The organism is Methylobacterium sp. UNC300MFChir4.1, assembly GCF_900110155.1.
Taxonomy (GTDB): Bacteria; Pseudomonadota; Alphaproteobacteria; order Rhizobiales; family Beijerinckiaceae; genus Methylobacterium.
Window position 1 is genome coordinate 133566 of sequence record NZ_FOCS01000005.1, and the last position, 21227, is coordinate 154792.

The 21227-nt window shown below is 72.4% G+C and carries 17 protein-coding genes; 10 read left to right on the top strand and 7 right to left on the bottom strand.

Annotated features, from left to right (window positions below; genetic code table 11):
- Positions 1–7: 7 nt before the first annotated feature.
- Positions 8–2128, bottom strand: coding sequence for a M48 family metalloprotease (locus BMY19_RS09540; protein ID WP_100251538.1), 2121 nt, complete (start codon positions 2126–2128; stop codon positions 8–10).
- A 459-nt stretch (positions 2129–2587) separates the two neighbouring features.
- Here BMY19_RS09540 and BMY19_RS09545 point away from each other — a divergent pair, with 459 nt between their 5' ends.
- Positions 2588–3682, top strand: a complete 1095-nt coding sequence (locus tag BMY19_RS09545; RefSeq protein WP_091927768.1) for a DUF4272 domain-containing protein — start codon at positions 2588–2590, stop codon at positions 3680–3682.
- 12 nt (positions 3683–3694) lie between these two features.
- Here BMY19_RS09545 and BMY19_RS09550 read toward each other — a convergent pair whose 3' ends face one another.
- Both BMY19_RS09550 and BMY19_RS09555 read right to left on the bottom strand, forming a co-directional pair.
- Positions 3695–5083 carry an FAD-binding oxidoreductase gene (locus BMY19_RS09550; protein ID WP_100251539.1) on the bottom strand — a complete coding sequence of 463 codons (1389 nt, stop codon included), beginning with the start codon at positions 5081–5083 and terminating at the stop codon, positions 3695–3697.
- 87 nt (positions 5084–5170) lie between these two features.
- Entirely contained in the window at positions 5171–5653 is a 483-nt protein-coding gene (locus BMY19_RS09555; protein WP_012321704.1) for a nucleoside deaminase, read from the bottom strand.
- Positions 5654–6791: 1138 nt separating this feature from the next.
- Between BMY19_RS09555 and BMY19_RS09560 the strand changes: the two genes are divergently transcribed.
- Positions 6792–7748 carry a putative antibiotic biosynthesis monooxygenase gene (locus BMY19_RS09560; protein ID WP_056529849.1) on the top strand — a complete coding sequence of 319 codons (957 nt, stop codon included), beginning with the start codon at positions 6792–6794 and terminating at the stop codon, positions 7746–7748.
- A gap of 77 nt (positions 7749–7825) precedes the next feature.
- Positions 7826–8950 carry a hypothetical protein gene (locus BMY19_RS09565; RefSeq protein WP_100251540.1) on the top strand — a complete coding sequence of 375 codons (1125 nt, stop codon included), beginning with the start codon at positions 7826–7828 and terminating at the stop codon, positions 8948–8950.
- 63 nt (positions 8951–9013) lie between these two features.
- Here the strand turns inward: BMY19_RS09565 and BMY19_RS09570 are convergent, their stop codons facing one another.
- Positions 9014–9379, bottom strand: coding sequence for a response regulator (locus tag BMY19_RS09570; RefSeq protein ID WP_100251541.1), 366 nt, complete (start codon positions 9377–9379; stop codon positions 9014–9016).
- 33 nt (positions 9380–9412) lie between these two features.
- Entirely contained in the window at positions 9413–9694 is a 282-nt protein-coding gene (locus BMY19_RS09575; protein WP_100251542.1) for an STAS domain-containing protein, read from the bottom strand.
- A 318-nt stretch (positions 9695–10012) separates the two neighbouring features.
- Here BMY19_RS09575 and BMY19_RS09580 point away from each other — a divergent pair, with 318 nt between their 5' ends.
- From BMY19_RS09580 to BMY19_RS09610, 7 genes are all read left to right on the top strand, one after another.
- Complete coding sequence (locus BMY19_RS09580; protein ID WP_091675917.1) at positions 10013–11260, top strand: methyl-accepting chemotaxis protein; 1248 nt, start codon at positions 10013–10015, stop codon at positions 11258–11260.
- A gap of 629 nt (positions 11261–11889) precedes the next feature.
- Positions 11890–13977, top strand: a complete 2088-nt coding sequence (locus BMY19_RS09585) for a chemotaxis protein CheA (protein ID WP_100251543.1) — start codon at positions 11890–11892, stop codon at positions 13975–13977.
- 98 nt (positions 13978–14075) lie between these two features.
- On the top strand, positions 14076–14486 hold the full coding sequence (locus tag BMY19_RS09590) for a chemotaxis protein CheW (protein WP_234082945.1): 411 nt from the start codon (positions 14076–14078) through the stop codon (positions 14484–14486).
- A 63-nt stretch (positions 14487–14549) separates the two neighbouring features.
- Positions 14550–16742: a HAMP domain-containing methyl-accepting chemotaxis protein gene (locus tag BMY19_RS09595; RefSeq protein ID WP_100251544.1), complete on the top strand. Its 2193-nt coding sequence runs from the start codon at positions 14550–14552 to the stop codon at positions 16740–16742.
- A gap of 102 nt (positions 16743–16844) precedes the next feature.
- A complete protein-coding gene (locus tag BMY19_RS09600) occupies positions 16845–17318 on the top strand; it encodes a chemotaxis protein CheW (RefSeq protein WP_091927762.1) in 474 nt (157 codons plus the stop codon).
- A gap of 13 nt (positions 17319–17331) precedes the next feature.
- Positions 17332–18180, top strand: a complete 849-nt coding sequence (locus BMY19_RS09605; protein WP_091927761.1) for a CheR family methyltransferase — start codon at positions 17332–17334, stop codon at positions 18178–18180.
- Entirely contained in the window at positions 18177–19262 is a 1086-nt protein-coding gene (locus BMY19_RS09610; RefSeq protein ID WP_091675931.1) for a protein-glutamate methylesterase/protein-glutamine glutaminase, read from the top strand. The genes BMY19_RS09605 and BMY19_RS09610 overlap by 4 nt, the downstream gene beginning before the upstream one ends.
- 25 nt (positions 19263–19287) lie before the next feature.
- Here BMY19_RS09610 and BMY19_RS09615 read toward each other — a convergent pair whose 3' ends face one another.
- On the bottom strand, positions 19288–19623 hold the full coding sequence (locus tag BMY19_RS09615) for a hypothetical protein (RefSeq protein WP_100251545.1): 336 nt from the start codon (positions 19621–19623) through the stop codon (positions 19288–19290).
- Between the two features lie 343 nt (positions 19624–19966).
- Complete coding sequence (locus BMY19_RS09620; RefSeq protein ID WP_100251546.1) at positions 19967–21226, bottom strand: D-amino acid dehydrogenase; 1260 nt, start codon at positions 21224–21226, stop codon at positions 19967–19969.
- Position 21227: the final 1 nt, after the last annotated feature.

Consider the following 21227-nt stretch of genomic DNA (forward strand, 5'->3'; position numbering starts at 1 on the left):
ATGATCCTCAAGCAGTCTGAGCTTCGGGAGAGGGGGTGTGGGCGGCGACGGTCGCGCGCGCGGCGCGCTCGGCCAGGGCGCGGCGGGCTTGGTGCGCGGCCTGGTAGCGGGCGATCAGGTCGGCGAAATCCTGCGGCTTCATCCGGCGCGGCAGTCCGACCGTGAGGGTCACGATGCGGCGCTTCGCGTCGAGCTTCACGGGGTGCCGCCCCGGGGCCCGCTCCGGCCAGTCCGCGCCCGGCGGCAGCAGCAGGCGGGTGACGATGCCGCCGCGGCTCAGCGACATGTCGAGATCGGCGACGGCCTCCCAGGGGATCACCCTGTCGAGACCGGGCGCCGTCAGCCCCGCGGGGCTCAGGATCAGGGCGATCGGCTCGCCCCGTGACAGGACGAAGGCGCCCGCCGCGCCGAAGGCGGCCGCGAGGGCCAGCGCCACGGCCGACACGATCCGGGCCTCGTAGGGCGACAGCCCCGGGACGCGGAGCAGGGCGAGCGCGAGCGCGGCGGCGGCGAAGAGGCCGGCGCTGGCGGCCAGCGCGAGGCCGCGGGCGCGGTGGCTGGCGCGCAGCACCCGTTCCTCGGTTCCGATCTCCGCGGCGGTCGCCTCCAGATGCGCGCGGGCGGCGGCCGCCCGCGCGCGGACCGCGCCGAGGAAGTCCCGCGTCGCGGCCCGGCACAGGCCGTCGGGGTCGGCGAAGTAGGCGGCGAGCTGGTCGCGGGCCCGGGCCGGCGGCGCGGTTCCGGCCGCGGCCAGCAGGTCCGCGTCGATCGCCAGCCCGAGGGCCGCGACGCGGTCGCGGGTCGGCGGGTGGGTGTCGGTCGGGTGGGCCTGCTCGTCCTCGAGGCGCGCCGCCGGATCCTCGAGGCCGCGCGCGATCGCGCCGTCGAACGCCGCCGCCACGAGGTCGGCGGCGGCCGTCTCCGGCGCGTCGGTCGCGGCGTCCAGGGTCTCGACGACGCGCGGGCGCGCGGCGCCGTAGCGCAGGAGCGCCCGGGCCGAGGCGTCGGGGGAGGTCACGGCGGCGCCGGCCGCGTCGGCCGCGAACTCGCGCACCCGGCTCCAGTGGCGCACGGCGAGGTGGAACTGCTCCATCACGAACAGGCCGAGGCGGATCGACGGCCCGAGCACGCCGAGCGCGCCGCGCTCGCGCTCGGCCATCGCGTCGAGGGAGCGCCCGACGCCCGCGTAGATCGGCAGGAAGCGCTGGCTGTAGGCGGTGTCGCCGCCGGCGTAGTGGGCGAGTTCGTGCCCGAGGATCGCCGCCGTCTCGTCGACGCGCAGCAGGGCGAGATAGGGCAGGGGCACGTAGAGGATCCGGCCGTCGAGCCGCGCGCCGCCGGGCTCGAGCACGGCCGGGCCGGCGCTGACGAAGAAGCCCTCGGTGAGGCCGACGACCAGGGCCTCGGGCTTCAGCGCGCCCATCCGGTCGGCGAGCGCCTCGACGAGGCGCCAGAGACCCGGCGCCTCGGCCGGCGCGATCCGCCGCCCCAGGATCGGCAGCGGCTCGGGCGCGAAGGCGACGAGGGCCCGGCGCAGGCCGATCAGGGCGCCGCACGCGGCGAGGATCGTGGCGCCGACCGCGCCGGCCGCGATCGCCAGGAGCTTCACGCCGCCGCCGCTGAGGCCGCCGTCGACGAGCAGCCCGGCCTCGAACAGGACCACCGCCACGAGGCCGGCGGTCGCCGCCACGATCTGGGCGGCGAGGGCGGGCGGAAGCAGCCGCCGCACCAGCGAGAAGCCGCGGACCAGGGCGTCGCGCGACCCGCGTCCCAGCTGCCCGAGCAGGCCGCCGACGAGCAGAACGAGCACGGAGAGCGCCGCCGCGATTCCGCCGCCCGCGACCGCGACCGCCGGCAGCCTGCGCCGCCAGTCCATCACGGCGGCGAGGGTCCCCGCGTGGTCGCGGATCTCGCGGGCCTTCACCGCGGCGTAGGGGCCGCCGTAGAGGCGGCCGTCGTGCCGGAACTGCAGGCTGAAATCGGGGCGCCCGTCCCGCGGAGACCGCGCCTCCAGATCCGCCACGACCGCGCCGAGGCGGTCGCGCTCGGCCGCGAAGGCCCGCCAGTCGTCGAGGCCGCGCTGGCCCTGCCAGAGCCCGATCAGCAGGATCGCGAGCGGCAGCAGCACGGTCGCTGCCAGGAGCCCGGCGAGGGCGCGCGGTCGCGAGCGGTCGCGCGGGGGCGCTGCTTCGGCGATGGTCGGCTCCTGATGGCGAGACGCCGGCGCGGCAGGGCGGGCGCGGCAGGATTGCGGTCGGGTCGGCGTCCCGGTATCGAGCCGGCGCAGCGAACAGTCCCGGTCCAGGAGGCTATAGATGCGGTCGAGCTACAGCTTCCGAGCGACAAAGATTGGGCGCAACCGGATCGATAACCGATTCGACGGCCGGTTTTCTAACCGGCCGAACGGCCACGTCAACCGAATGCTGCGGTCCGGCCTCCGAGGGCTCCGGGCGCGGCGCGCCTTGCCCGGCCGGTGCGCCCGCCCCACTCTGGGCGCTTCCGCGCTCGCGCGCCCGGCGCGACCGGGCCCAGTGCGGATGCCAGCCTCGGAGGCGCCGCTCCGCGGGAAGACCGGAAGGGAGAGACCATGAATCTGCTGAAGCGGTTGTTCGGACGCGCCGATGCGGCACCGGCGGAGGCGGCGCCGGACGAACCGCTTCTCGTCAACGCCTACGCGACCGTGCGCGACCTGCCCGCGCTCCCCTTCGACCACGCGCTGAACGGCCGGCGGGACCTGTCCGACCCCGAATTGCAGCCGCATCTCGACGGGTTCATCGGCTACGTCATGGGACGGGGCGACGGGCAGATGACCGCCCTCCGCTACCATCTCTGGCGCCACTTGCAGCGCGTCCGCAACCACGTCAGCTTCGCGGTCGCCGCGTCCGACCTGCCCCGCTTGGAAGCCTGGGCGCTCGCGGCGAACGCCGTCCTCTTCCTGCCCGACGGATCCGTGCGGGCGCCCGACATGGCGCTCCTCCTGTCGGCCGCGGGCGAGACGGATCCGGCCGCGCATCTGCCCTACCCGCCCGACGCTGTCGCGCGCCGCGCCCGGACCCTGGAGCGCCTGGAGGATCTGGACCCGAAGCCGCCCGCCGGCATGCCCCCCGCGCTCGGCGAGGCGGAGCTCGCGCTGCGACCGCCGGCGGAGGTGCTCCGGCGGGCTCTGGCCCTGCTCTACATCGCGGCCTGGGGGCAGGCCTTCGGCGCCGGCACGACGCTGCGCGAGCCGGGGCAGAGGACGCTGAATCCCACCGGCTTCGCGGCCCTGTCGCCGGCCGAGCGCGCCCAGATCGAGGCGGCGGACCCGAAGGACGCCGCGGCGGCGTCCTGGCGCTACGAGGCCGCGAACACCCTGCTGTGGGCGCTCGGCGTGCGCGCGGCCCGGATCGCCGACAGCGACGCCACGGTCGACGTCGACGCGCTCTGGCGGGCGGTCGCGCCGCTCGCCCGGGACGCGGGCGCGGCCGACGCCGCGCGGCTGCGGCCGCCCGGCGAGATCCTGGAGGCGCTGGACCGCGCGTGGCGGGCGCACTGGGTCGTCCGGCAGGCGCGGCAGAAGGGGACAGCCCCCGCGGGGCTCAACGGCGACGTCGTGGCGGAGCGCCACGTCGCGCTGAACTGGCTGACCGGATTCCAGAACGACCGCGACACGCCCTGGGACGCGACCGACACGCCGACGTGACCGCGCCGCGGCTCAGCGGAGACCGTCGAAATAGTCGAAGAACACGCGGTCCGGATCGTGCTCGTCGCGCAGCGCGCACAGCCTCTGCCACTTCTCGGGCGTGAACGCCTGGGCGACGATCTCGGGCTGCTCGACCGTGTTGGTCTCGCCGATGTAGTAGCCGATGTTGAGCGGCTTCAGCGCGGCGATCACCGCCCGATGCCAGGCGGCGTTGGCCTGATCGTCGTCCGCCTCGTGCCACATGGTCCAGGGGCCGCCATAGACCTTCGAGGTCATGGAGCGGGCCATGTTCCGCTGCGGCCCCGGGACGTCGGGTCCGCAGAAGATCGTCGACAGGAACACCGAGGTCGCCGAAGGCGCCCGCTGCCACAGGGGCAGGATGGCCGCCATCACCGCGCCGGGGCTGTGATTGGAGAAGGTGGCCTCGACCCGGGATCGCACGCCCTCCGGGAAGAGCGCGCCGGACGCGTCGAACAGCTGCTCGAAGTCGAGGGGTGTCACCCGCGCGCTCGACAGGGGCGCGACCGGTGCGTCATCGAGCGGCGCCAGCGCGCGCCGGGCCGCCTCCGGGGTGTCCTCGAAGGCGGTGGCGGTGACCATGCAGACCCAGCCGTTCCGGTCCGCCGCCGCCTCGGCCAGCGCGGGCGGCGCCTTCACGAGGAACTGGGTCAGCTCGACGCTCGGCGCGATCGTGGGCGCCGCCTCGCCGAGCCACGTGCCGACGGCCGGCGCATCCTCGAGGCGATAGAAATACTCGCTCCCGTGAATGGCTTTCGGCAGCGCGTGGAGCTTGAGGAAATACTTCGTGACGATCCCGAAGAAGCCCGGGCCGGCGCCGCGCGCGGCCCAGAAGAAGTCCGGGTTCTCGGTCTCGCTGGCCCGGATCCGCTCGCCCTGGGCGGTGACGAGCTCGATCGCCTCGAGGCTCTCGGTGCCGTAGCCCCAGACCGTGGGGTTCCAGGCCATGCCGCCGCCGAGGAAGTAGCCGCTCGCCTTGACCTGGGGGCAGTGGCCGGTCGGGAAGGCGAGTCCGTGGGCGTTGAGCGCCTTCTGGATGTCGCGGTTGCTGACGATCGGCTGGATGACGGCCCGGCGCTGCGCGACATCGATCGCCAGGATCCTGTCGAGGCTCCCGAGGTCGATCAGGATCCCGCCGTTGCGCAGGGTCGGCTGGCACCAGTTGTGGCCTCCGCCGCGGACGACGACCTTGAGGCCGTGCGCGCGGGCGAACTTTACGGTGGCGACGATGTCGTCCTCGTCGGCGGCCCTGACGATTATCTGCGGCGCCCGGTCGGGGATCAGCCTGTTCCACAGGTTCCCGTGAAGCGCCTCCCGGAACTGCGGGTCGCCCGCGTCGATGACCGGGCCCTTGCAGGCCGTCCTCAAGGTCTCAGCATTCATGACTGGGCACTGCGCGGGCGTGGAGGCCCGCTCGGGCGACGCGGCCTGAGCGGGCGGAGCAGGACGGCCGGTCTCGCGATCCGGCCCTCAGTAGGGGACGCGGTCCGCCTTCTGGGCGTACTTCTTCCAGACCTCGACGGCCTCCTCGCGCATGATCTGCTGGGTCGGGATGGAGCGCTCGCCGACATCCTTCTTGAGCTCGGCGTAGATCATGCTGTCGTCGAAGCCGCCGTATTCCAGCGCGTCCTCGACCTGCGCCGCGTAGTAGACGTTCTTGACGCCGGCCCAGTAGGCGGCCGCCATGCACATCGGGCAGGGTTCGGCGCTGGTGTAGAGCGTCGCGTTCCGGAGCTTGAAGCTGCCCTGCGCCTTGCAGGCCTTCCGGATCGCCTCGATCTCGCCGTGCCAGGTCGGGTCGTTCTCGGCGACGACGCGGTTGGCGCCCTCGGCGATGATCTCGCCGTCCTGGACGATCACGCAGCCGAACACGCCGCCGGCACTGTCGACCAGCGACGTCTTCTCCGACAGGGCGATCGCCCGGGCCATGAACTTTTCGTGGTTGTCAGACATTGGAACCTCTGTCGTCGCGAAACGGGTCGGTTGGTCGGGACTATGAACCGCGGAGATTTCTTAATCGAGGGGCGGTCCGGATTGTTGTGTCGGACCGCACTAGACTTCGCGCGGCGTGCTTAACAACTCCGGGTCGGCCGACCGGCATTGGCTTCGGGTTGAGCGATGTCGCCGCGCGGTCCGGCTGAGCGGTGCGGGGTGTCACGGAGCGCGACCGCCGTCGAGCCGCGCGGGCAGGATCGGCGACGGGGCCGCGCGCGGATCGGGACGTTCCGCTGAAACCGTGCCTCCTGCGAACGCATGGTCGTCAGCCAGTAACGAGCGGCTACCCGCGGCTTGGCGACAGAATAGACAGGGGCGGAAGTGCCGCGTCAACGCCGGCCCGCGATCGTCGGCAGTCGAATTGTAAATATAGGGAAATGCAATAAAACGACCGTGAAGAGATGATCGATCAGGCTCTCCGGCCCGATACGAGCAGCACATATGGCGCGTCGCGGTCACGGCGGCGGCTCCTGATCGGGACGGCGGCGCCCCGCCTGAGACGGACGGACAAGAAATAATCCGTCCCGTCATGGCAGGGCACCCCGACCCTGCGCCCCGACCCTGCGCCACACCCTCCGCCGCGCCCGGCGACGATCGTCTCCGCCCCGTTTTTTCATTGTCGCTCCGTCCCAGCTCGGCGGGGCTCGGGCGGAGCGGGCGCCGAAAAAGTCCGGCATTCCGGGCCGCGCGCGCGGAAGATAAATATCGTGCAAGCGTTTCCGCTTAAAAGACGATCGCCGTAGAGAACGTGCTGTATTTACAATTAAAATATTCGACCTCTGCGTCGAGGTCTTGACTCCGGTCGAAGATTGCCCGCTGATACAGGCATGCAGAGCAGTGCTGCCAATGGAGTGGCGGGCGCTCGATGCAAGATCAATTTTCGGTTGTTTATCCTCGTGTTCCGCGGCGCGGCAGATCCCTGCGGGTCCGCCGCCGCCTCGGTGCCGCGGTCCATGGACCGGCCGTCCGGGTCGCCGGAGGTGGCGCCTCTCGGCACCGCCCCGGACCCGCCGGGCGGTGACCGGGCGCGGCGCCGGGGGCCGCGCGAAGCCAACGCGCGAGTGCAGGCAGCCGTGCAACGGAAGCGCGTCGGTTCATGAGCGGTGCCACATCGTCCGTCAGCATCGTGACGCAGACGACCATCCGGCCGGAGAGCGCGGACGCCTTCGCCCGCTGGCAGGTCGACACCAGCGCCGTCGTCGCGGCCTTCCCGGGCTTCATCGAGCAGCAGCTGATCCCGCCGCGCCCGCCGCTGCAGGTGGACTGGGTGATCGTGCAGCGGTTCCACAGCCTGGAGCAGGCCAAGACCTGGATGGCCTCCCCCGAGCGGCAGGCCCGCATCCAGGGCGCCACGCCGATGCTCGTCGGCCGCGACGACGTCCACATCGTCAAGGACGACGCCGGCGCGGCCCGGACCTCGCCGGTCAGCGCGGTGATCAGCACCCGCGTGAAGCCCGGCATGGAGGCCGCCTACCTCCGGTGGGAGCAGAAGATCGCGGCCGCGCAGTCGCGGGCGCCCGGCATGCAGGGCTACCGGTTCGAGCCGGCCGTGCCGGGGGTGCAGGAGGACTACGTCGCGATCCTGCGCTTCGACAGCGAGGCGAACCTGCGCACCTGGATGGACTCGCCCGAGCGGCGGGCCCTGGTCGCCGAGGCGGCGCCGATGACCGCGGAATTCCACACGCGGACGGTGCAGAGCGGCTTCGAGCAGTGGTTCCGCAACGTCGCGCCGCCCGGAGAGGGCGCGCCCGCGGCGTGGAAGATGAACATGATCGTCGTGCTGACCCTCTACCCGACCGTGTTCCTGTGGGGCGTCCTGGTCGGCACGCCGATCCTGGCCGGCATGCTGAAGGTGGATTTCCCGGTCGCCCTGTTCATCGGCAACGTGTTCAGCGTGCTGCTCACCTCGCTGATGGTGCCCTGGACGGCCAAGCGGCTGGGCTGGTGGCTGACGCCGGATCCGGCGCGGCGGACCCGGGTCAACCTGCAGGGCGCCGCGCTGCTGATCGCCGCCTACGGGCTCATGATCCTCGTGTTCTGGAAGCTGTTTTGACCGGCGGCGCGCCCGGGCGGTCGCGGCCCGCGCGGCGCCGTCGCGGGCAGGGGCCGGGCGCGGGGACAGGGCGCGCGATGCTCCGGTCGGTGTCCCGGGCGAGCCCGCGCCCGGCGGCCGGCCTGCTGATCCTGGCCTGCGGGGTCGGTCTGGCCGGGCCCGCCCGCGCCGAGCCTGCGCCCGCTCCGGCCACGGCCGCGGCCAGTTCCTCGGCCACGTCGGGGACGGGTGCGGCCGACGGGACGTCGGTCGCGGCCGCGGCCCGCGCGCGGCGCCAGGAGGCCGCCGTTGCCGTCGCGGCCGCCACCGTGATGGCGGCGCCGCCGCCGTCCTTCTTCAACTTCTCCGACACTGTGGTGAGCTACCGCTTCCAGGGACCCTCGGCGGAGCCCGGCCTCCGGGTCCAGCGTCCCGACGGCCAGTTCGTGGGGCGCGAGGTCCCCAAGACCGTCATCAACCTGTTCCACGCCAACGCGTGGGCCTACGGCACCAACCTGCTCTCCCTCGACATCCTCCGGTCCGGATCCCAGGATCCGGCCGGCAATCAGGTTGGCCGGTTCGAGGGCGTCGGCGCCACCGAGTTCTACCTGATCTACCGGGGCGTCCTGAGCCTCGACAAGGTCTTCGACACGCAGGCCCTGGCCATCCCCGGCTTCGTGAAGGATGTCGGCCTGTCGTTCGGGGCCGACGTCAACACCAAGGACACGACCTTCGATTCCGAGAAGCGCGCTGGGACCTTTGGGCTGAGCTTCGCCTTCGACGTGCCGGCCGGGTTCGTGAACCTGAAGGTCCAGGGCTACAAGGAGTTCTCCCGCAACGGCTTCGCCGGATACGGGCCGGTGCCGGGCTTCGACTACGCGCACTTCCGCAGCGTCGAGTTCAAGATGACGCCGGAATTCGAGATCACCTACACGATCCCGCTGCCGTTCACCGGGCTGCCGCTGTCGCTCGCCGGCTTCAACACGATCGTGCTGCCCAAGGGGCGCTACGGTCGATTCAACGAGAACGACACCCAGCTGGAATTCGTCTCCCAGACCAACCTCGTGCTCGATGTCGGGCAGCTCGTCGCCGGTACGCCCAACCGGGTCGAGGTCTTCGCCGGGTTCCAGTACTGGCACAACAAGTTCGGGGGCGACCCGCGGCGCACGCTCAACACCGAGGAGAAGGCGCTGATCGCCGGGGTGGCCTACCACCTGAAATGAGCCCGCCGGATCGGCGCGGTCGGGGACATGACGGGCCCGGTGTCGGGCCCGACGAAGGCGGCCTCAGGCGCGGACGAGCTTGCCCACGACGGCGAGCAGCTGCTCGGGCTTGAACGGCTTGGTGATCCAGCCGGTCGCCCCGGCCGCCTTCGCCTGCTGCTTGATCGCCTCGTCGGATTCCGTGCTCAGGAAGAGGATCGGCACGCCGGTGCAGCTCGGCAGCGTCCGCAGCTGCTTGATCATCTCCAGCCCGTTCATCACCGGCATGTTGAGATCGGTGATGACGAGGTTGACGCTCTCGCCCCTGGCCTTCGCGAGGCCTTCGGCGCCGTCGCCGGCCTCGATCACCGTGTGGCCGGCCGGGCCGAGCACCACCTTGATCATCTGCCGGATGCTGGGCGAATCGTCGACGGCGAGGACAGTGGCCATGACACGGATTCCGTTCTTGTGCCTGACGCGCGCCTAGAGGAGCGGCGCGCTGGGGTGTTCGATCGCGGCGCGCCGGAACGCGCTCTCGACCGCCGGGGGGACGTTGACCAGCGCGATCCCGGCGGCCCGACCCCGCGCCGTCCGGTCGGCCGCGAGCACGACCTGGACGAAGGTGACGTCCGCGCGCTCGACCGCCACGCAGTCGAGGGTGAGGCCCTCCCCGCCGGCGAGCGCCGCCGCCAGCGTGTCCTGCAGCGCCCGGACGGTCCGGATGGTGCAGTCGGGACCGAGCGTGAGGACGGGAGCCTCGGACATGCGGGTTCGTGACCTCGACGACGGACGTGCGGGGCGACGCGCCGCCGCGCCCGAGTCAACACCGCGGCGGGTAAATTCTTCCTGAAGGTTCGGCCGATCGCGGACGGCCGACGCGGCCGCAGACGCAGCACAGGACGGAGGTCTGTCCGGCCGCGGACAGTGTTGATTGGCTAATACTGTGATCTCTGCCGGCCGCAGCGGCCATCGGCCGGGCGATAACGCTTTCTTCAACGGCGATCCTTAGCCTCGGTCGGGTACCGACCGTGGGATTGTTCATGACCCGCGCGCGTCGGACGACGCCGAGAGACCCGCCCGCCGATGGCCTTCCAAGTCGCCCACGACATCCTCAGGCAGGTCCCGGACCGGTTCCGCCGGCCCGGGATGCGGCCCGAGGTGGGGTCCGAGGTGGGGCTCGATGACCGGCGCGGATCGGGCGCGGCGATCCCGGCCGCCCCGCTCCCGGAGGCGGCCGCGTCGTCCAGCGAGCCCGCGCCGCCGCCCGCCGCGATCGTGGCCGAGCCGGCGCCCGCCGCGCAGGCGGCCGACCTGCTCCAGGCCTGGCTCGGCCTCTCGGCGCAGCAGCGGACACTGCTCGACGCCCTCGTCGCCGAACTCGGGATCGTCTCCACCGACGTGGAGGCCAACGTCCACGGCCTGTCCAACCGCTTCCAGAGCATCGCCGCCACGACCTGCGAGCAGTCGGAGATCGTCCGGGGGCTCGTCGCCTCGGTGCAGACCGTCCGGATCGACGACCGGACCCTGCAGCTCGGCGACGTCGCCGCCGGCCTCGGCGAGACGCTCACCGCCCTGATCGAGCGGATCACCCTGATGTCGTCCCGCGGGTCGACCCTCGCGCAGGGTCTGGCCGGGGTGCTCGAGGGCCTGTCGTCGGTCGAGGGGAGCGTCGCGCAGATCGAGCGGATCAACCGCCAGACCAACCTCCTCGCCCTGAACGCCAAGATCGAGGCGGCCCGGGCCGGCGCCAGCGGCGCGGCCTTCGCGGTGGTCGCCGACGAGGTGCGCGGCCTCGCCACGACGATCAACGCCCTGTCGGACGTGATCAAGCAGCAGATCGGCACCATGGCGGCCGGCCTGCGCGGCAGCCATGCCCTGCTGGGCGACATCGCGGCGATCGACATGTCCGAGGAGAGCCGGACCGCCGAGACGCGCGTCCGCATGGTGATGCGGGCGCTGGTCGAGCAGAACGCGCAGGTCGCGGGCATCCTGCAGCAGACCGCCGAGACCACGCAGGCCATCACGCAGGACGTGTCGGCGGCGATCGTGGCGATGCAGTTCCAGGACCGGGCCAAGCAGCGCATCCAGAACGTCGAGGGCCTGCTGCGCTCGGCCGGCGCGGAACTCGGGCGGCTCGCCGACCACAGCGCGGACCGCGTCGCGGCGCCGGATGCCGCGGCCGATCCGGCCTGGATCGCGGCGGCGATCGCCGGCTGCACCCTGGGGGAGGTTCGCGCGCGCCTGACCGAGCGCCTGCTCGGGGGGGCTCCGGCGTCCGAGACGCCGGCCGCCGACGCCGCCGACGATCTGGACGGCATCGACCTGTTCTGAGCGCGCCCGCCGCGCCGGCGCGCGCCGAGGGCAGCCCGTTCGGGCCCGGTCGGCGGTCGCGCCGCGGCCGGGCCTTCCCGCGCCGGACCGGCCGCGTCCGGCCCCGTTCCCGGTTCCAGTCCCGTCGCGATCCGCGCGCCGCCCGCAGGGACCTGCCGCGGCCGGCATCCGCGCGGCTGCGCGCCGGTGGACGTCGATGTTCGTCCACGCCCGTCCGCGTCCGTCGACGTCCGACCGAGTCCATCGACGTTCGTCGACGCGCGTCGACGCGCCGTGATGGCCGGAGCCGTGCCGCACCGCGCGCCCGAGATCCTGTGATCCGCGTGTCACACGATCGCAGTATCCGATAATCAAGCTCTTCGAACCCGATGTGGATATACTTCCCGTTCAGGACTCAAATCTGTTCGTTAACCGAAAATTTCTGGTCCGATTATATACAACCCACGAAGTCAGGCGGTGTCTTCGCGTCGTGTCCCGTCACCGCGCGGTCGCCGCGCGCCGGGACAGTCTGTTCGACTGCCTGATCGCGAAGGACGCGGCCGGTCTCCGGTATCGGCGCGTCCGTTCGCGCTCAGGATCGGGCGGTTGGTTCTGTATCTGCGTTCTGTGTCCGGGGGTCCGTTCGTCCCATGACTGCTCTCGATCCCGCGGAGATCTTCCGCGCCGAGGCCGCCGAGCTGCTCGCCCGCCTGGAGACGACGCTGCTCGACCTCGGCGACCGGCCCGAGGACCGGGCCCTGATCGACACGGCCTTCCGGGCCCTGCACACCATCAAGGGCTCGGGCGCCATGTTCGGCTTCGAGCAGGTCGCCGCCTTCACCCACGATTTCGAGACCGCCTTCGACCGCGTCCGGCGCGGCGAGGTCCCGGTCGGCCGCGACCTCGTCAACGTCTCCCTCTCGGCCAAGGACTACATCCGCGGCCTCATCGAGGAGCCCGAGGCGAGCGCCCCGATCATCGGCGAGGCCATCCTGGCCGAACTCGAGCAGCTGCTCGGAGCCCCGTCCCGCCCGGCCGCCCCGTCCGCGCTCCTCCCGGAGCCGGCCGCCGAGCCCGCTGCGGCGGGGGAGGGCGGCTGGCAGATCGGCATCGCGTTCGCGCCCGAGATCCTCCGCAACGGGACCAATCCCCTGGCGCTCCTCGACGAGTTGCGCGACCTCGGCGCCTGCACGATCGTGCCGCGCCTCGACGCGCTGCCCGAGCTGCCGGCCCTCGACCCCGAGAGCCTCGCCATCGGCTGGGACGTCACGCTGCGGGCGGCCGTGCCCCGCGAGGCGATCGAGGACGTCTTCCTGTTCGTCCGGGACGAGATGACCCTGACGCTCGTCCCGGTCTCGGCCGCGCCACCGGACGCCGCGCCCGAGCCGGCCGAGGCCGCACCGTCGCCGTCGGGGCCGCCGTCCGGGCCGCCGTCCGGCGCGGTTCCGGCTGCCGATCTCGCCGCCCGCGCGTCCGGCGAGACCGGACCGGCCGGACCGGGGGCGGTCGAGCCCGCGGGCCGGGCCGCCGAGCGCGTCCCGGCCCGGCGGGCCGAGGAGCGGCCGGCCAGCAGCGTCCGGGTCGAGGCCGAGCGGCTCGACGAGCTGATGGACCGGGTCGGCGAGCTGGTCATCGCCCAGGCGCGGCTCAGCCAGCTCGCCGGCCTGCATGCCGATCCCGGCCTCAAGGCCATCGCCGAGGAGATCGAGCGCCTGTCCGCGCGGCTGCGCGACACCACGATGAGCATCCGCATGGTCGCCATCGGCGCCCTGTTCGGCCGCTTCCGCCGCCTCGTCCACGACCTCTCGCGCGATCTCGGCAAGCCGGTCGAGTTCGTCACCGCCGGCGAGGAGACCGAGCTCGACAAGACCGTGATCGAGCGCCTGGCCGACCCGCTCGTCCACCTGATCCGCAACGCGATCGACCACGGCATCGAGGCGCCCGAGCGCCGCGCGGCCGGCGGCAAGGCCGCCACCGGGCGGATCACGCTCACCGCCGAGCATGTCGGCGCGCAGGTGCTGGTGAGCGTGCGCGACGACGGCGCCGGGCTCGACGCGGCCCGCATCCGCGCCAAGGCCGAGGAGAAGGGCCTGTGCGCGCCGGGCGCGGTGCTCACCGACCAGCAGATCTACCAGTTCCTGTTCGCGCCGGGCTTCTCGACCGCGCAGGAGATCTCGGCCCTGTCGGGGCGCGGGGTCGGCATGGACGTCGTCAAGAAGACGATCGAGAGCCTGCGCGGCACGATCGACATCGCGACCGAGCCGGGCGGCGGCACCTGCGTGGCGCTGCGCCTGCCGCTGACGCTGGCGATCATCGAGGGTCTGCTGATCCGGGTGGGGGAGGGACGCTACGTCATCCCGCTGGCCGCGGTGGAGGAATGCGTCGAGCTGCCCGCCAGCGAGCGCGGCGGCCGCGGGCGGGACTTCCTCAACATCCGCGGCGCGCTGGTGCCGTTCCTGCGGCTGCGCAGCCTGTTCGGGGCCGCGGGCGAGCCGGACCTGCACCAGAAGGTGATCGTGGTGGCCGCCGGTGAGGCGCGGGTCGGCCTGGTGGCGGACCAGATCATCGGCAACCACCAGACCGTCATCAAGTCGCTGTCGAAGCTGCACGCGGACGTGGCGACCTTCTCCGGGGCGACGATCCTGGGTGACGGCACGGCCGCGCTGATCATCGATGTCGGCCGCCTCGTGAGCGGCGGGCGCGCCGAGGGCGTGCGCGAGTACCAGGAGGTGGCGTGATGAGCGGCGGCGTGGCGCGCGGAGTCGTCGAGCCCGGCCCGCAGGCGGCCGCCGACGGCGGCCAGCGGGACGGTCGGCAGGGCGGCCAGCAGGTGGTGATGTTCCGGATCGGCTCGGAGAGCTTCGCGCTGGAGGCCGGGATGGTGCGCGAGATCATCGATCCGATCCCGGCGACGCGGGTGGCGGGGGCGCGCCCGCATATCGATCGGATCGTGAACGTGCGCGGCAACGTCGTGCCTCTGGCCGACATCCGCGAGCGGTTCGGGATGCCGGCGGCGTCGGCGAGCCCGGACACGCGCTTCCTCGTCCTGGAGGTGCCGGTAGCGGGCGACCCCGTGGTCGTCGCGCTGGTGGCCGACAAGGTGTTCGCGGTCACGGAGGTCGATCCGGCGCAGTGCGAGGCGGTGCCGCCCGTCGGCACGACTTGGCGCCCGGAATACATCCGCTCGATCGTCAAGGCGGGGGACGAATTCATCATCGTCCCCGAGCTCGAGCAGATCCTCGACTGAAGTCTTTCCGAAGTATTTCCGAAGTCCCGTCAGAATCTCGTGTTTGCGTAGGGGTAAAGGGCGATGCGTTTCTCGATCAAGGCCAAGCTCGGGGTCGGCTTCGGCGCGATCCTCGTTCTCCTGGGGACGGCCAGCGGGGTCGGCTACCAGAGGCTCACGGCCGCCGACGCGACGATGAAGTACGTCCTGAGCCGCGCCGAGATCCAGAAGCAGGTCCTCGAGGGCAAGGCGCACGCCATCCGCAGCGCGTTCAACGTCCGCGGAGCCCTGATCAGCCCGGACGAGACGCAGATGACGGAGTTCGCCAAGCGCTCGGCGACCAACCACGGTGACGCCATGGCGTCGCTGGCCAAGGTGAAGCCCCTGCTCATGACCGACGAGGGCAAGCGGCTCTACGAGGACCTGTCGGCCAAGTACGAGAAGCAGAACGCGCTGGGGAACCGGGCTCTGGAGCTGACCCGCGACAATTCCAACGGGAAGACCTGGGCCGAGATCAATGCGGCGGGTCGCCCGGCGCTGGCCGCCCTGCGCACGGACCTCGACGCCCTGATCAACACGGCGACCGACGCCCAGAGCCCCGCCGGAGAGCGGCTCGCCCGGGTCGCCGCGGTGTTCAAGAGCCGGGTCGAGCGGGCCTGGGGGCAGCTGACCTCGGCCACCGGGACCACGAGCGTCGAGGCGCTCCAGCAGCGCGTGGCCCTCGCCAAGCAGTCGCGCGAGGAGATCAACCGGTCGGTGGACGAGCTCGCGGCGGCGTCCCAGGCGGCGGGAATCGCCGTGACGGCCGTCCGCGAGCGGTTCGGGACCTGGGCGTCCTCCTTCCAGCGGGCGCTCGCCCTCGTCGAGATCGGCAGCTCGGTGAAGGCGGCCGAGGTCGCCTCGGGCGAGTACGCGACGGTGAGCACGACGGCGATCAACGCGTTCGAGGCGCTGGCGGATCGGCAGAAGCGGTTCATGGACGACGCCGCGGCCCAGGCCAACGCGGAATCCGCCCAGGGTCAGACGATCCTGCTGAGCGTGGCGGCGGCCGCGCTCCTCATGGGCCTCGGCATCGCGACCTGGCTCGCGCTGTCGATCTCCCGCGGCCTCGGCCGTGCCGTCTCGCTGGCCGACGCGGTGTCGATGGGCGACCTGAGCCAGACCGCGACGGTCACGACCAACGACGAGCTCGGCGACCTCGTCGGCGCCATGGGCCGCATGACCGAGAACCTGAACGCGACCGCGGCGCTCGCCAACGCGATCGCCCAGGGCGACCTCACCGTGGAGGCCCGGCCGCTCTCCGACAAGGACACGATGGGCCTCGCCCTGCAGACCATGCTGTCGAAGCTGCGCACCGTCGTGGCCGAGGCGACCGCGGCGGCCGGCAACGTCTCGGCGGGGTCCCAGGAGCTCTCGGCCTCGGCCGAGCAGCTGTCGCAGGGTTCGACCGAGCAGGCCTCGTCGACCGAGGAAGCCTCGGCCTCCATGGAGGAGATGGCCGCCAACGTGAAGCAGAACGCCGAGAACGCCAGCCAGACCGAGACGATCGCCCGGCAATCGGCCCAGGACGCCGAGGCGAGCGGCATCGCCGTCGGCCGCGCCGTCGAGGCCATGCAGACCATCGCCCAGAAGATCACCATCGTGCAGGAGATCGCCCGCCAGACCGACCTGCTGGCGCTCAATGCCGCCGTGGAGGCGGCCCGGGCCGGTGAGCACGGTCGCGGGTTCGCGGTGGTCGCCAGCGAGGTGCGCAAGCTCGCCGAGCGCAGCCAGGCGGCCGCGGCCGAGATCGGCACGCTCTCGTCCGACACCGTCAAGGCCGCCCAGCAGGCCGGCGACATGCTCGGCAAGCTCGTGCCCGACATCAAGAAGACCGCCAGCCTGGTCGAGGAGATCACCGCCGCCTGCCGCGAGCAGGATGTCGGCTCGGGCCAGATCAACCAGGCGATCCAGCAGCTCGACAAGGTGACCCAGCAGAACGCCAGCGCCTCCGAGCAGGTCTCGGCCACCTCCGAGGAGCTGGCCACCCAGGCCGAGAAGCTGCAGGCGACGATCGCCTACTTCCGGATCACCGAGGCGGCCGCGCCGGTGGCCGGTGTCGACCAGGCGGTGACGCGGCTGCGCGCGACCGCGGCGCGGATGGGCACGCCCTCGGCGGCGATCCGCTCCCCGAGCCCGAAGCGGGCGGGCGCGCGCGGCCCGGCCGGGGGCGGCGGCTTCGCCCTCGACATGGGCGAGGGCGACGCGCAGGACGCCGCCTTCACCCGGGTCGCCTGACACCTCGCCCGAGGCCCGGATCCGCGCGGTGCCCGTGCCCGCGCGGATCCCGCCGCCGTCGTCAGCCGCCGTCGTGAGCCGCGATCCAGCCGGAGACCCTGCATGTCCAGTGTGTGGCAGTACCTGACCCTCGGCCTCGGGGCCGAGACCTTCGGGATCGACGTCGAGCACGTCCACGAGATCCTCGACTACCGGGTCCCGGCCGCGCTGCCGCAGGCGCCGGCCTTCCTGCTCGGCATGATCGACGTGCGCGGGCAGAGCTACCCGGTGGTGGACCTGCGGACCAAGCTCGGCCTGCCGCCGGTGGCGCGCACGCCGGCCACCCGGATCATCCTGCTCAACGTGCCGATGCCCGGCCGGCCGCTGCGGGTCGGGTTCGTGGCCGACCGGGTGATCGAGGTGACCGAACTCGACCGGGCCGAGATGGAGGCGGCGCCCGAGGTCGGCGGGCGCTGGAACGCCCGCTACATCGCGGGGATCGGCCGCCGGGGCGAGGCCTTCGTGGTGGTGTTCGACCTCGTCGCGCTCATGGACGGCGACGGCCCGGCCCTGGTCGCGACCCCGCAGGCCGCCTAAGGGATCCGCCACCATGGAGGCCGATCCGGGTCACCTGAGCGACCGGCACTTCCGCTCGGTCGCCGACCTCGTCCAGCAGCATGCCGGCATCCAGCTCCCGCCGGCCAAGCGCACCATGGTCGAGGGGCGGCTGCGCAAGCGCATGCGCGCCCTCGATCTCCCGACCCTGGAGGCCTACGGCCGCCACCTGTTCGAGGCCGGCCACCTCGCGGACGAGTTCCCGCACCTCGTCGACTGCGTGACGACGAACAAGACCGACTTCTTCCGCGAGCCCGCGCATTTCGACCTGCTGCGCGAGACGATCGTGCCGCGGCTGGCGGCGCGGGGCGACCGGCCGCTGCTCAAGGTCTGGAGCGCGGCGGCCTCGACCGGTGCCGAGGCCTACACGCTGGCGATGGTCCTGCACGACATGGCCGCCGACCGGTTCCGCTACGCCATCCTCGGGACCGACATCTCCTCGGAGGTGCTCGACCGTGCCCGGACGGCGATCTACCCGGCCGAGATGCTCGACGCCGTGCCGCCGGACCTGCGCCGCCGCTACGTGATGGTCGCGCGCGATCCGGCCCGGCGCGAGGGGCGGATCGTGCCGGAGCTGCGCGCCCGGGTGCGGTTCCAGCGGCTCAACCTGATGGACGAGACCTACCCGATCGACCGGGACGTCGACCTCATCTTCTGCCGCAACGTGCTGATCTACTTCGACAAGCCGACCCAGAAGGCGGTGGTCGCGCGCCTGGCCGGGCACCTGCGCCCCGGCGGCTACCTGATCGTCGGCCATTCCGAATCCATGGCGGGCGTCGGCGTGGCCGGCCTCGACCAGATCTCCTCGACCGTCTTCGGCAAGCTGCGGGAATCCGGCCGGTGAGCGCGTCCAGACCGATCCGCGTCCTGATCGTCGACGACTCGGCCTCCGTCCGCCAGACGCTGTGCAGCATCCTGGGGACGGCGCCCGACATCGAGATCCTGGGCACCGCCGCCGATCCGTTCATCGCGGCGCGCCGCATCCAGGAGGAGATCCCGGACGTCATCATCCTCGATCTCGAGATGCCGCGCATGGACGGCCTGACCTTCCTGCGCAAGATCATGGCGCAGAAGCCGCTCCCGGTGATCGTCTGCTCGACCCTGACCGAGGCCGGGTCCCGGATCCTGTTCGAGGTGCTGGAGGCGGGCGCCGTCGACGTGCTGCCGAAACCGCGCGTCGACACCCGCCAGTTCCTGCTCGAATCCACGGTCCGGGTCTGCGACGCGGTCCGGGCCGCCGCCCGGGCCAAGCTGCGCGGGAGCCGGCCGTCCCGGCCGCTGGTGGAGGCGAAGCTCTCGGCCGACGTCGTCCTGCCGCCGCCCGTGCCCGGGCGCGTCGTGGCCGGGACCGACCGGATCGTCTGCATCGGCGCGTCGACGGGCGGCACGGAGGCGCTGCGCGACGTGCTCGAGGTGCTGCCCGCCGAGTCCCCCGGTCTCGTCATCGTGCAGCACATGCCGGAGCATTTCACGGCGGCGTTCGCCAAGCGCCTGAACGGCCTCTGCGCGATCGCCGTCAAGGAGGCGGAGGACGGCGATCCCGTGGTGCGGGGCCGTGCCCTGATCGCCCCGGGCGGGCGGCACCTCATGGTCGAGCGCCGGGGCGGCAGCTACGCGGTATCGGTGAAGGACGGTCCCCTCGTCGCGCGCCACCGCCCGTCGGTCGACGTCCTGTTCCGGTCGGCCGCCCGGGCCGCGGCCGCGAACGCGCTCGGCATCCTGCTGACCGGCATGGGCGACGACGGCGCCAACGGCCTGCTGGAGATGCGTCGCGCCGGGGCGCAGACGGTCGCCCAGGACGAGGCGAGCTGCGTCGTGTTCGGGATGCCCAAGGAGGCGATCGACCGCGGTGCGGCCGCCAAGATCCTGCCGCTGGAGCAGATGCATCTGGAGATCCGGCGCTTCGGCCTGTCCGCGGGGCGCTGAAGCCGCGCCGAGGGCCGGTGCCGGCTCAGGACTGGTCGCGTTGCCCGGCCAGCGCGTCGGCCACCGCCCGGCGCCCTTGCGTGCGGCTGGACGGCTGGTCCGCTGCGCGCCGCGTCCGGCCCGTACCCGTCTTCACCGACCGGCCTCGAGGAAGCTTCTTGCTTCCGCCGCGCCGCGCGCTGCGCTGCGTGATCTGTTCAGGGTGGGGACCCTGTTCCTGCGTCCCGGAATCTAGCAGGTGCTGAACACCGGGCGGATGCTCGGGCACGCGGAACAGGCGGGCCAGCCCGTCGGCGACGCCCCGGAGAACGGCATCTGCCTGCTCGTGATCGTCCTGGCCCTGTACGACGATGAAACTCATCTGCGCACCCGGATGGTTCGTTCAGGTCCTCAACTCGACACGCTGCGAAGGGTTGCCTGGGCCTGTCGGAAGTCATCCGACGATTATGCGAATCCGCACGCCATGAACGTCATGTAATCAACCGGTGGTCGTATCTCGGTGAATGATGAATGATTGTGCCCGGTGGTGACGGCGACTCGCGACGATTCCCGGAGTCTTGCTCAACGCACGGTCGGATCGCGTTCGGGGCGATACCGGGCAGAGTTGTGCTGGTGCGCCACGGCACGCGCTGCGCAGCGCGACGGCGGTTCAGTGACCGGGCGACGGGGAGTCGGACCGGTCAGGGCCGATCCGGCCGGCCGGCTCACGCGGCGTAGCGGTCGAGGGCCAGATCGTCGCTCGCGATCTCCGGCGCCCGTCCGGACACGAGGTCGGCGAGCAGGCGGCCCGATCCGCAGGCCATCGTCCAGCCCAGCGTGCCGTGACCGGTGTTGGTGAACAGGTTCCCGACCCGCGTGCCCCCGACGATCGGCGTGCCGTCCGGCGTCATCGGCCGCAGGCCGGTCCAGAACGCGGCTCGGTCGAGGTCGCCGCCGGCCGGGAACAGGTCCTGCACCGAGCGCGCGAGGGTCTCGCGGCGCGGCAGGCGCAGGGCGCTGCTGAACCCGGCGAGCTCGGCGGTGCCGCCGACGCGGATGCGGTCGCCGAGCCGGGTGATCGCGACCTTGTAGGTCTCGTCCATCACCGTCGAGACCGGCGCGGCCGCCGGATCGGTGATGGGGAGCGTGAGCGAGTAGCCCTTCACCGGGTAGACCGGCAGGGCGATCCCGAGGGGGCGCAGCAGGGCCGGCGTGTAGCTGCCCAGCGCCGCCACGAAGGCATCCGCCCGCAGGAGGTCGCCGTCGGCGGTCTCGACCGCCGTCACCCGGTCCCCGGCGTGATGCAGGCGCGCGATCGCCGTGCGGTAGCGGAAGGTGACGCCGAGGCCCTCGCAGATCGCGGCGAGGCGCTGCGTGAACAGGTGCGCGTCGCCGGTCTCGTCGCCCGGCAGCCGCAGGCCGCCGACGAAGACGTCGCGCACGGCGGCGAGCGCCGGCTCGGCACTGACGCAGCCGGCCGGGTCCAGCACCGTGTAGGGCACGCCGTAGGCGTCGAGGACGCGGGTGTCGTCGCCGACATGGTCGAGCTGCTTCTGCGTCCGGAAGAGCTGGAGCGTGCCCTTCTCCCGGTGGTCGTAGGCGATGCCGGTCTCGGTGCGCAGGTCGCGCAGCGCGTCGCGGCTGTACTCGGCGAGTCGGACCATGCGGCCCTTGTTCCGCTGGTAGGCCTCCTCGGTGCAGTTCGCGAGCATGCGCGTGAGCCACGCGTAGAGGCGGGGCTCGAGCCGCGGCCACAGCACCAGGGGGCGGTGCCGCATCATCAGCCACTTGAGCGCCTTCACGGGGATCCCGGGCGCCGCCCAGGGGGCCGAGTAGCCGGGCGAGACCTGCCCGGCATTGGCGAAGCTGGTCTCCAGGCCGGAGCCCGGCTGGCGCTCCAGCACGGTGACCTGATGGCCGGCCCGGGCGAGGTAGTAGGCCGAGGTGACGCCGACGACGCCGCCGCCGAGGATGATCACGTGCATG